This is a genomic window from Neomoorella sulfitireducens (assembly GCF_024733845.1).
GTDB classification, from domain to species: Bacteria; Bacillota; DSM-521; order Neomoorellales; family Neomoorellaceae; genus Neomoorella; species Neomoorella sulfitireducens.
Genome location: NZ_JANRHG010000014.1, coordinates 54,475 through 64,265 on the forward strand (window position 1 = coordinate 54,475; position 9,791 = coordinate 64,265).

At 57.5% G+C, this 9,791-nt stretch carries 9 protein-coding genes; 2 read left to right on the forward strand and 7 right to left on the reverse strand.

Features of this window, described 5'->3' with window-relative positions:
• Positions 1-38: 38 nt before the first annotated feature.
• Entirely contained in the window at positions 39-1,907 is a 1,869-nt protein-coding gene (locus tag NWF31_RS12455) for a B12-binding domain-containing radical SAM protein (protein ID WP_258360834.1), read from the forward strand.
• A gap of 48 nt (positions 1,908-1,955) precedes the next feature.
• Here the strand turns inward: NWF31_RS12455 and NWF31_RS12460 are convergent, their stop codons facing one another.
• The 6 genes from NWF31_RS12460 to NWF31_RS12485 all read right to left on the reverse strand — a co-directional run bounded on the left by NWF31_RS12460 (position 1,956) and on the right by NWF31_RS12485 (position 7,563).
• Complete coding sequence (locus NWF31_RS12460) at positions 1,956-2,453, reverse strand: BON domain-containing protein (RefSeq protein ID WP_258360835.1); 498 nt, start codon at positions 2,451-2,453, stop codon at positions 1,956-1,958.
• Between the two features lie 225 nt (positions 2,454-2,678).
• Complete coding sequence (locus NWF31_RS12465; RefSeq protein WP_258360836.1) at positions 2,679-5,204, reverse strand: ATP-dependent Clp protease ATP-binding subunit; 2,526 nt, start codon at positions 5,202-5,204, stop codon at positions 2,679-2,681.
• A gap of 123 nt (positions 5,205-5,327) precedes the next feature.
• The gene (locus NWF31_RS12470) at positions 5,328-6,380 is read right to left on the reverse strand and encodes a protein arginine kinase (protein ID WP_258360837.1); all 1,053 of its coding nucleotides are present in this window, start codon (positions 6,378-6,380) and stop codon (positions 5,328-5,330) included.
• Positions 6,377-6,886: a UvrB/UvrC motif-containing protein gene (locus tag NWF31_RS12475; RefSeq protein ID WP_258360838.1), complete on the reverse strand. Its 510-nt coding sequence runs from the start codon at positions 6,884-6,886 to the stop codon at positions 6,377-6,379. The genes NWF31_RS12470 and NWF31_RS12475 overlap by 4 nt, the downstream gene beginning before the upstream one ends.
• 14 nt (positions 6,887-6,900) lie before the next feature.
• A complete protein-coding gene (locus tag NWF31_RS12480) occupies positions 6,901-7,386 on the reverse strand; it encodes a CtsR family transcriptional regulator (RefSeq protein WP_258360839.1) in 486 nt (161 codons plus the stop codon).
• A gap of 3 nt (positions 7,387-7,389) precedes the next feature.
• Positions 7,390-7,563, reverse strand: coding sequence for a hypothetical protein (locus tag NWF31_RS12485; protein WP_258360840.1), 174 nt, complete (start codon positions 7,561-7,563; stop codon positions 7,390-7,392).
• A 129-nt stretch (positions 7,564-7,692) separates the two neighbouring features.
• Between NWF31_RS12485 and NWF31_RS12490 the strand changes: the two genes are divergently transcribed.
• On the forward strand, positions 7,693-8,619 hold the full coding sequence (locus tag NWF31_RS12490) for a polyprenyl synthetase family protein (RefSeq protein WP_258360841.1): 927 nt from the start codon (positions 7,693-7,695) through the stop codon (positions 8,617-8,619).
• A 13-nt stretch (positions 8,620-8,632) separates the two neighbouring features.
• On the opposite strand, the gene NWF31_RS12495 is transcribed toward NWF31_RS12490, so the two are convergent.
• On the reverse strand, positions 8,633-9,712 hold the full coding sequence (locus NWF31_RS12495; protein ID WP_258360842.1) for a tetraprenyl-beta-curcumene synthase family protein: 1,080 nt from the start codon (positions 9,710-9,712) through the stop codon (positions 8,633-8,635).
• Positions 9,713-9,791 lie beyond the last annotated feature (79 nt).

Genomic DNA, 9,791 nt, shown 5'->3' on the forward strand with positions numbered 1-9,791 from the left:
AAAAGGTGAAGATGTGACTCTATTTTGGGGGTATACCTTTGCGGGTCCTGTTAACCACCCTCAACGCCAAGTACATCCACGTCAACCTGGCCCTGCGCTACCTGCGCGCCTGCTGCCGTGACCTGCCCCATACCTTTATCCTGGATGAATTCACCATTAACGACCGGCCGGACCATATCGCCGCCGCCATCTACCGCTACCGGCCCGACCTGGCGGCCTTTTCCTGCTATATCTGGAACATCGAACCCACCGTGACCGTGATCCAGTTCCTCAAAACCGTCCGACCGGATCTCCCTATCCTCTGCGGCGGCCCGGAGGTTTCCTTTGATGTGGAGGACTTCCTGGCCCGGCGCCCGGAAGTTGATATGGTAATCACCGGCGAGGGCGAAATCCCCTTCCGCGCCCTTATGGAACACCTGGCCGGGCAACAACACCTCCCGGCAGGGAAGCGGGAGGAACCCCAAGCCGCCCCCATAACCGGGCCGGCCTCAGGGGGGGCTGCCGGCCCCGTACCCGACCCGGCAACCATCCCCGGACTGGCCTGGCGGCGGGGCAAGGAGATTGTCGTCAACTCGCCGGCGCCGCTCCCGCGCAACCTGGACACCATACCCTTCCCCTACCAGGAAGACCTTCCCGGCGGTGGACGCGACTTGCGGCAGCGGACCATCTATTACGAAACCTCCCGCGGCTGCCCCTTCGCCTGCGGCTTCTGCCTCTCATCCACTACGGAAGGCCTGCGCTACTTTTCCCTGGAACGCGTAAAAAGTGACCTGGAACTCCTCCTCAAGGCCGGCGTCCGGGAGATCAAGTTTGTCGACCGCACCTTCAACGCCCATAAAAAAAGGGCCCTTACCATCTGGGAGTTCCTCATTTCCCGCGGGCCCCGCACCCGTTTTTATTTTGAAATCGCCGGCGACCGCCTGGACGACGAGATGCTGGCCTTTCTCCGCCAGGTGCCGCCGGGCCTGTTTCAGTTCGAAATCGGCGTCCAGACCATCGATGCCAGGGTAAACGCCCGCTGCGACCGCCGCCAGGACTGGGAACGCCTGGCGGCCAATGTCCGCCGCCTGCAGGAAAGGGGAAACATCCGCCTGCACCTGGACCTCATCGCCGGCCTGCCCGGGGAAACTTATGCCGGCGTGGGCAAAAGTTTCGACGCCGTAGCGGCATTAAAGCCCCACGAGATCCAGCTCGGCTTCCTGAAACTCCTGAAAGGTACTAACTTACGTGCCCGGGCCAGGGAATTCGGCTACCTCTTCCTTGACCGCCCACCCTACGAGGTCATGGCCAGCAGCGCCATCTCTTATAACGAAATGCTCTGCCTTCACAACGTGGAATCTTTACTTCACTATTACGGCAACAGCCACCTGGCCGACCATGCCCTTAATTACCTGGTGCAGGAGGCCTTTGGCGGCAGCCATTTTGCCTGTTACAAGGCCCTGGCCGCCTGGTGGTCGGGACAGAACCTCTTCCGCCGCGGTCACAGCCAGCGGGACCTTTTTAACTACCTGGCTGCCTTTGCCGCCGGCCTGGCGTTCCCCTTCCACCCCCTCACCGCAACCCGGCTGGAGCGCTTCTACCAGCTCCTCAAATTCGACTTCCTCTGCCGCGACCGCAGCAGGAATTACCCGGCCTGGATGCCACCCTCGCCGCTGACCGGGGTAGATCGTTCAAACTACATGGCGCAGGTAACCACTCTCCGGTTCATAGAAAAATATATGCCGGGGCTCATGAAGGAAACCCCGGCAAACTTACGGCGCCACGGCTTTATCGAACTCTTCCCCTGCCACCCGGAGAGACCGCAGCACGACGAAGCTACCCTAGTATTTTTTTACTACGGTCCCCCGGGAAGCGAGACAAGGGTATATTATTTACCCTTTATTGAAAACGAGCCGCAAATTTTTTAAATCAAGTATCGCGCCTGCTTGCATGAGTAAATCAAGGCAAAATTAAGGTTATCCTTCCCTGTCGTTATTCACCTGGCTGTGGAAAATATCTTCCAGGCTCATTTCCCCTTCCCCTACCTTGACCCGGCTCACCACCCGGGTCACGCCCCGGGCTTTAGCTGCCGCCTTCCGGGCCGCTTCCACCTCGGCCTGGTCATCGGTGCGGCCCTGCAAAACCACCGTACCGTGGCCATCGACGCTTTTGGGGCCGATATGGCGCAGGTTAACGCGCGGGTCTAAGTCCAGTTCCTCATTGACTTCCATGGTTACGTCCTCGTCCCTGATGGCTCCGTCGGTACTGACGGCCACGGTATTGGCTACACCTTTTATTCCAGGGACCTGCCGTATCAGCCTTTCAGCCCTTTCCTTCTCCTTTAGGGTATCCACTATCCCCTGGAGCTGGACCTCGCCCCCAACCACGTCGGCGTTGAGGCCGTAACCGCGCAGGTCCTTATCCTCGCGTAAAACCTGCCGCACCTTTTCCCGTAATATTTTATCGTCGGCCATAATCATTCCCCCTCGCAGCTGCTACTACTATTATGCCCCGGCAACAGGGGGTTATAGGGGCTATCAGGGCATCAGTTCTTCTTTAAAAAGCTGCCCGCAGGCCGCTGGCGGTACCTTGCTTCGTTGTTACTTGTAACGGTAGTTGCCAGGGTCAGGTTGCAGGTCACCTGTAGATAAAAAAACACCCCCGGTAAGGGTTACCCTTTGCCGGGGGGATTTTTAGCTTCATACCGCCTTCTCCAGGACAATCTTGCCGTCCCGGGCCAGGGCCCGGACCCTATCGCCGGGGGCGATTTTCCCGGCCAGCATCTCGTCGGAAAGCTGGTCTTCGATAAGGGTCTGGATGGCACGCCGCAAAGGCCGGGCGCCGAAAGCCTCATCAAAACCTTCTTTAACAAGTATCTCTTTGGCTTCGTCGGTCACTTCCACCGCAAGCTTATTATCCTCTAAGCGGCGGTTGAGGTCGGCCAGCATCAGATCGACGATCTTCCTGATGTCGTCCCTGGAGAGGGCATGGAAAACGATCAGCTCGTCGATGCGGTTCAGAAACTCCGGACGGAAGGTCCGCCGCAGCTCTTCCATAATGTGCTTCTTCATCTTGTCGTAAGATTCGGCCGCCACTTCACTGGTGGAAGCCTTGAAACCCAGGCTCTCCCGCTTGATGGTACCGGCGCCGATATTGGAAGTCATGATAATCACCGTGTTGCGGAAATCCACGGTGCGGCCTTTGGCGTCCGTTAGTCGGCCGTCATCCAGGACCTGGAGCAGGACGTTAAAGATGTCCGGGTGGGCTTTTTCAATCTCGTCAAAAAGGACGACGCTGTAGGGACGGCGCCGTACGGCCTCCGTTAACTGGCCGCTCTCCTCATACCCAACGTAACCGGGCGGGGCGCCAACTAAACGGGAGACGGTATGCTTCTCCATGTACTCGGACATATCGAAGCGGACCATGGCGTCCTCGTCGCCGAAGAGGGCTTCGGCCAGGGCCCGGGCCAGTTCGGTCTTGCCGACGCCGGTGGGACCCAGGAAGATGAAGGAGCCGATGGGACGCTTGGGATCTTTCAGGCCCGCCCGGGCGCGGCGCACGGCCCGGGCCACGGCGCGGACGGCCTCGTCCTGGCCAATGACCCGCCGGTGCAGGACTTCCTCAAGGTGGAGGAGCCGCTCGCTTTCCTCCTGGGCCAGCTGGGTGACGGGTATACCCGTCCAGCTGGAGACGATCTGGGCGATGTCTTCAGGCGTCACCACGGATTTCTCCAGGCCCTTTTCTTTCTGCCACTCGCCCTTTTTAGCTTCTAATTCCTCTTTAATTTTCTTTTCTTCATCCCTCAATGCCGCCGCCTTTTCAAACTCCTGGGCATGGACGGCCGCCGCCTTTTCCTTCTCCAGCTCTTCCAGGCGCGCTTCCAGCTTCTTGACTTCATCGGGCGCCGTGTAAACCCGGAGGCGCACCCGGGAGGCAGCCTCGTCCACGAGGTCGATAGCCTTATCCGGCAGGTACCGGTCGGTGATATAGCGGTCGGAAAGCCGCGCCGCCGCCTCCAGGGCCGCATCAGAAATCTTAACCCGGTGATGGGCCTCATAGCGGTCGCGCAGGCCCTTAAGGATGGCAATGGTTTCTTCGACCGTAGGCTCGCCGACCATAACGGCCTGGAAACGCCGTTCCAGGGCAGCGTCCCGCTCGATATGCTTGCGGTACTCGTCAATGGTCGTGGCGCCGATGGTTTGCAGTTCCCCGCGGGCCAGGGCAGGTTTCAAAATATTGGCGGCATCGATGGCACCCTCGGCGGCCCCGGCGCCGATCAGGGTATGCAATTCATCGATAAAAAGGATGACATTACCGGCAGCCCGCACTTCGTCCATAACCCGTTTGAAGCGCTCTTCAAACTCGCCCCGGTACTTGGTGCCGGCCACCATACCGGACATATCCAGGGCTACTACCCGTTTATCCCGCAGTACTTCCGGCACCTGGTTCTGGATGATTTTCTGGGCCAGGCCTTCGACGATGGCCGTCTTGCCCACGCCGGGGTCGCCGATTAATACCGGATTGTTTTTCGTCCGGCGGCTTAAAATCTGGATAACGCGCTCAATTTCCCTTTCCCGGCCGATTACCGGGTCCAGTTTATCCTCCCGGGCCAGGCGGGTGAGATCCCGGCTGAACTGATCCAGGGTAGGGGTCTGGCCCGGCCGCGCCGCGGCTTTGGTCGCCGCCGGTGCCCCCCCCGGCTGGAAACCGGCCCCGCCCGGAAAACCGCCCATACCAAAGGGTAAATTACCGAAAAGCATGGTCCAGCCGCCGGCCTGGGGCTGCTCGCCGCCACCACCCAGGAGGGTGATGACCTGCTGGCGGATTTTATCGGGGCTCAAGCCTAAACCGCCCAGGACCTGGGCCGCCAGCCCCTCGCCTTCTTCCAGCAAGCCCAAAAGGATATGTTCTGTTCCCACATAGTTTACACCCTGGCGCCGGGCTTCTTCATTGGCCAGCTCCAGGACCCGTTTCGCCCGCGGCGTCAGGCCGATATCCCCGCCGGCAGGGGCTTCCCCCGGCCGGATAATTTTACGCACTTCGTCACGTACGGCTTTGACGTTAACCCCTAAACTTGCCAGGGCACGGGCAGCCACGCTATCGCCTTCCCGCAAGATCCCCAGCAGGATATGTTCAGTCCCTATGGCCGGGTGATGCAGGGCCCTGGCTTCTTCGTGGGCCAGGCGCAGGACCCGGTTGGCCCTTTCGGTAAAACGCGGTGACATGATTGTTCCACCTCCATAAATTAGATGTGAGAAGTGGCAAGTTCGCCCCCATAGATCCCCTCTGCAGAAGTGAAAGTGTGGGTTAGAGGCCGGCGGCCGGAATTTTCACGGCCGGAAACTGCTTTATCCGGCTAAAAGTTCCCGCACCTTGGCCGCCCGGTGCACATCGCGTTCAAAGGGTGTCATTTCTTTTCCGGCCGCAAACTGCAGGTATGCCGGTTGGATGCGCACCATGAGCTGGTTGATAAGCCGCTGGTCGATACCGCGCAAAATTTTCATTTCCACCCCCAGGCGGATATCAGAAAGGAGTTGCAGGGCTTCCTGGGAGCTCAAGATACGGGCATTGGCCAGTATGCCGTAGGCCCGCCCCACGCGGTCTTCCAGTTGCCAGCGGTTTTGCTTGCGCAGCAATTCCCTGGCTTCCCTCTCCTGGTCGGCCAACCGCACAGTTACCACCGAAAGATTGTTGATAATCTCTTCCTCAGAACGTCCCAGGGTGATTTGATTGGATACCTGGAAGATATTACCCTGGGCTTCAGTGCCTTCGCCGTATAGCCCCCTTACTGCCACCCCCACTTTGGTCAGGGCCGCCAATACCTGCCCGGCCTGCTTGGTCAGTACCAGGGCCGGCAGGTGCAGCATAGTGGAAGCCCTTAAGCCCGTACCGACATTGGTAGGACAGGCGGTAAGGTAGCCTTTTTCTTGATCAAAGGCAAAGTCCAGTTCGTTTTCCAGGGCATCATCGACGGCGTCGGCAAGACGCCAGGCTTCGTGGAGCATCAGGGCCGGCAAAAGGCACTGCAGGCGCAGGTGGTCTTCTTCATTAACCATGATGCTGATGGCCTCATCATCCCGCAAAATTACGGCCTTTTCCCCTTTACCCTCCGCCAGATCCGGGCTGATGAGGTGTTTCTCCACTAGTATCTGCCGTTCTACCGGCGCCAATTCCCGCAAGTTCAGGAGCTTTAACTCACCTACAGACTGAAAGACTCCCGGCGCCAGGATGGCCTGGCCTACCTGTCTGATAAGCTGCACTTCCTGGGCCTGGTTCATCAAATTGGGAAAGGGTAATCCTTGCAAATTGCGGGCCAGCCGGACACGGCTGGATATAACGATATCGGCCTGGGGGCCGGAACCTTCCATCCACTTGCTGTTGCGGTCTAAATTCAGGCTCATTGCCCTCCCCCCTGTTCTCCTAGACGACTCTCCAGCTCACGAATACGGTCCCGGACCTGAGCAGCCTTTTCAAATTCTTCTTGCTCCACCAGTTGTTGTAGCTGCCCCCGCAGTTTCTCAATCTCCCGGCGTACCCGCAAATTACCACCGGCCCGGCGGGGTACTTTACCGCGGTGCTGGCTACTTCCCTGGAGGCGCCGGATGAGGGGATCCAGGCGTGCGGCCAGGTGATGGTAGCATTCCGGGCATCCCAGCCTCCCCGTCTGGTGAAACTCTTCATAACTCAGGCCGCACTGGCGGCAGCGTTCGATTGCCGGAGGAGCCTTTAATTCCAACCCCGGATCGTAGTCAAGTAACCCGGCTAAAAATTTGGGTATGGAAAAATTTAACTGGGGCTGCATCTCCCGGGCACATTCCTGGCAGAGATAAACCTCCGTCTTGTTACCGTTAATAATCCTGGTGACATGAACACTGGCCGGTCTCTCCTGGCATCTTTCACAAAGCATTTTTTCGCCCCCTTTTACCCTGCGCCGGGAAAATCATCGCGCATTAATGTTAAAACTATGGCCTTCATAATACAGGCCCGTACCTGGTCCCGCCTGGGAAGCTCAAGGGGTAAGGCCTGGCGGTTGATGACTGCCTCCAGGAGCAACTGCTCCCGCCGGGTTAACAGCCCCTCTTCCCCCATCCGTCCCAACAGCTCCAGGGCTGCCTCCTGGGATAGGTATTCACCGAGGGCTTCATGGACCCATTCCCTTAGCCTTTCCTCGGCATTTAAGGGAAACCGGGCAATGCGGATATATCCACCGCCACCCCGGCGACTTTCTACCAGGTAGCCCCTTTCTATGGTAAAACGGGTGCTGAGGACGTAGCTGATCTGGGACGGCACGCAGGTAAAGCGCTCGGCCAGTTCCTGGCGTTGCAGTTCTACAATACCATTGCTGCTGCTTTTCAACAGCCACTTGATGTAGTTTTCGATGCGGTCGGCCAGGGTTTTACCTTCCATTCATCAGCCCACCCCCCTTGAGTTTTTCTTTTGATTTTGACTTTCTTTTTCTTTTTGACTATCCTTGACTATTTTATACTGCAATTTTTTCCTTTTAGCAATACAAATTTGTACCTGTTTGACCCAATCCCTTACGTCCTGGTACAAAAAAGCCGCCTGTGCCTCTATATTTTGCATTTTTACTCGCCCAATCTCCTGTTTTTAACAGGGCCGGCTATAAAATTATCATATTGCAGCCATACTAGAGTTAACCATTTCTCATATACCACAACTTTTTTTCTAAATTTATGTAAAGGAGAAGATATCTTGCCCGTTGCGGAAATAAGTGCGGTTCTAAAGGAAGCCGTTGCCGCTCCGGATCCGCGGCTGCAGCACCTCCTGGACCATTCCCTAACCGGCGGTAAGGGTTTGCGGCCGACCTTAGTTTTATTATGTGCCCGTTTTGGGATCCATGATACCCTGGAAGTTCGCCGGGTGGCGGCAGCCATAGAACTTATCCACCTGGCCTCCCTGATCCACGACGATATCCTGGACGGGGCGGCAGTCCGCCGCGGCCTGCCTGCCCTCCACTGTCTTTACGGCCCGGTGCCGGCCGTCCTCACCGGTGATTACCTCTTTGCTACCGCCTTCGGCCTCCTGGCCGGGAGCAAAAAGGCCATCCTCACCACAATTACCGAAGCCATTCGTTCCATGTGCAGCGGTGAAATATTACAGCTCACGGCAACCGGCCCCGAGAAGAAGTCCTATTTTACCTACATCGGGCAGAAAACTGCCGCCTTATTCAGTGCCGCCTGCCGTTGCGGTGCCATCCTCTGCCGTTTAAAACGCCCCCAGCAGAATTATTTGGCTCGATTCGGCTGGCACCTGGGCCTGGCCTACCAGATAATCGACGATTATCTCGATCTTTTCGGCTCTATGGCCAGGATGGGTAAACCCAACCGCCAGGACCTGGCGCGCGGTCTTCTTACCCTCCCTGTATTACGCTTTTTAGAGCTTTCCCCCGAAGCCGCGCCGTGGCGGGAAAAAATAAATCGCGGCCTTAAGGCTGCGGAAATAGACGAGCTCATCGCCGCCGCGCGGCAATTAAAGTGCGATGAATATACGGCTGCCGCGGCTGGAGAACAGATTAGCCTGGCCATAGAGGCCCTGGAAATGCTACCGCCAAACCCGGTGCAGGAAGAGCTGGCTTTGCTGGCAGCCCGTACATTGAATCCCCTGTATGAGTATGAATAATTCGACGTGGTCGCTAAATTACGCCGGCTAACCGCAGGGTTTTACAAAGAAGATACATTTTCTGGGACAAGTTGCCTGCAGCCCGGAGAACCGCCTCCCTGGTGGATAAATAAACGGGGCCGCCTGCTTTGGCATCAGATAGGTACAGGGCTGGCAGGCCCTGGACGACCAGCAGGTGAAAGGTGGGGTCAGGGAGTTTTTGGGCCTTTTCCAGGGATGCTTCCAGGAAAAACTGTAACCGCTGACCGGCTTCTTTTTCGTCGCGGTAGAAGGTGCAAAAATTAAGGTCACCCCCTTGCCGGTCCTCCTGCTGGTCGATAAAGTAATCAAGCAGGATATGCAGGCCGCCAATCCAGGGTAAGTAGGCGTCTTTTAGCCCGGCAATCTCCGTTGCCGTTACATCTTCCCTGGCCGCAGCGGCCATAAGGGCAAAAATACCCAGGGTCGAGCCTGTAGCGGCCGCCAGTTCCCACCAGTAGATAGGTGCCAGTATTTGGCCCAGCAAAGGTTGCAGCCAGGACTGCAGCCTCTCCTGCCGCCTGGCTGTGTCAACATGTTTGGTCGCCTGGAGGCGGCAGTACAGACCTGCCAGGTACATGATTTCCTCCTGTGCTATTTTATATCCCGGCAGTGCCTTGAGGGCCTGCTGGCAGGCGCGGACCAGGGCCTGGAGATAACCGCCATCGCAGCAGCAGGGATAGCCGGCATAATAGTCATGGAGGGCCATCCCGGGAGACAGGGCGTCGGTAAAGGCGAGGTGCAGCTGGCAAAAGGCCTTCTCTTCAAGAACACCGGCCCTGTCACAAAGGTTATCAAGGTAGTCGCTAATTGTCTGCAAGGCTACAATAGCCTGCAGGAGCTGCTCCCCATAGCGGTCCCAGGGCGTAAAAGCGGCATAGACACTACCTCCCTGGCAGTGAAATTTCTTCAGGGTAAGGCTCGCCAGGGCCTGCTGCCTTAGTACAGGTTCCGGAATGCTGGCCGCCAGGTGCCGCCAGCTCTTTATTTCTCTGTCCACCGCCGGAAAAGCCCGGAAAAGCAAGCGCCACAGTATAAATAGATTAGCTGTTGTTTTGGGCCTTATCTTAATCACCCCGTATCACCCCGTTAGCCAGATCATAACCCCGAAGTGCCAACTTATACCTTAACAGGCGTGAAAAGTATATGCAAAT

Bases quoted from the DNA above. Each gene is read 5' to 3' on its own strand.
- NWF31_RS12465 (WP_258360836.1), bottom strand. From the start codon at position 5,204: ATGTCACCGCGTTTTACCGAAAGGGCCAACCGGGTCCTGCGCCTGGCC.
- NWF31_RS12460 (WP_258360835.1), bottom strand. From the start codon at position 2,453: ATGGCCGACGATAAAATATTACGGGAAAAGGTGCGGCAGGTTTTACGC.
- NWF31_RS12485 (WP_258360840.1), bottom strand. From the start codon at position 7,563: ATGCAAAATATAGAGGCACAGGCGGCTTTTTTGTACCAGGACGTAAGG.
- NWF31_RS12475 (WP_258360838.1), bottom strand. From the start codon at position 6,886: ATGCTTTGTGAAAGATGCCAGGAGAGACCGGCCAGTGTTCATGTCACC.
- NWF31_RS12470 (WP_258360837.1), bottom strand. From the start codon at position 6,380: ATGAGCCTGAATTTAGACCGCAACAGCAAGTGGATGGAAGGTTCCGGC.
- NWF31_RS12480 (WP_258360839.1), bottom strand. From the start codon at position 7,386: ATGGAAGGTAAAACCCTGGCCGACCGCATCGAAAACTACATCAAGTGG.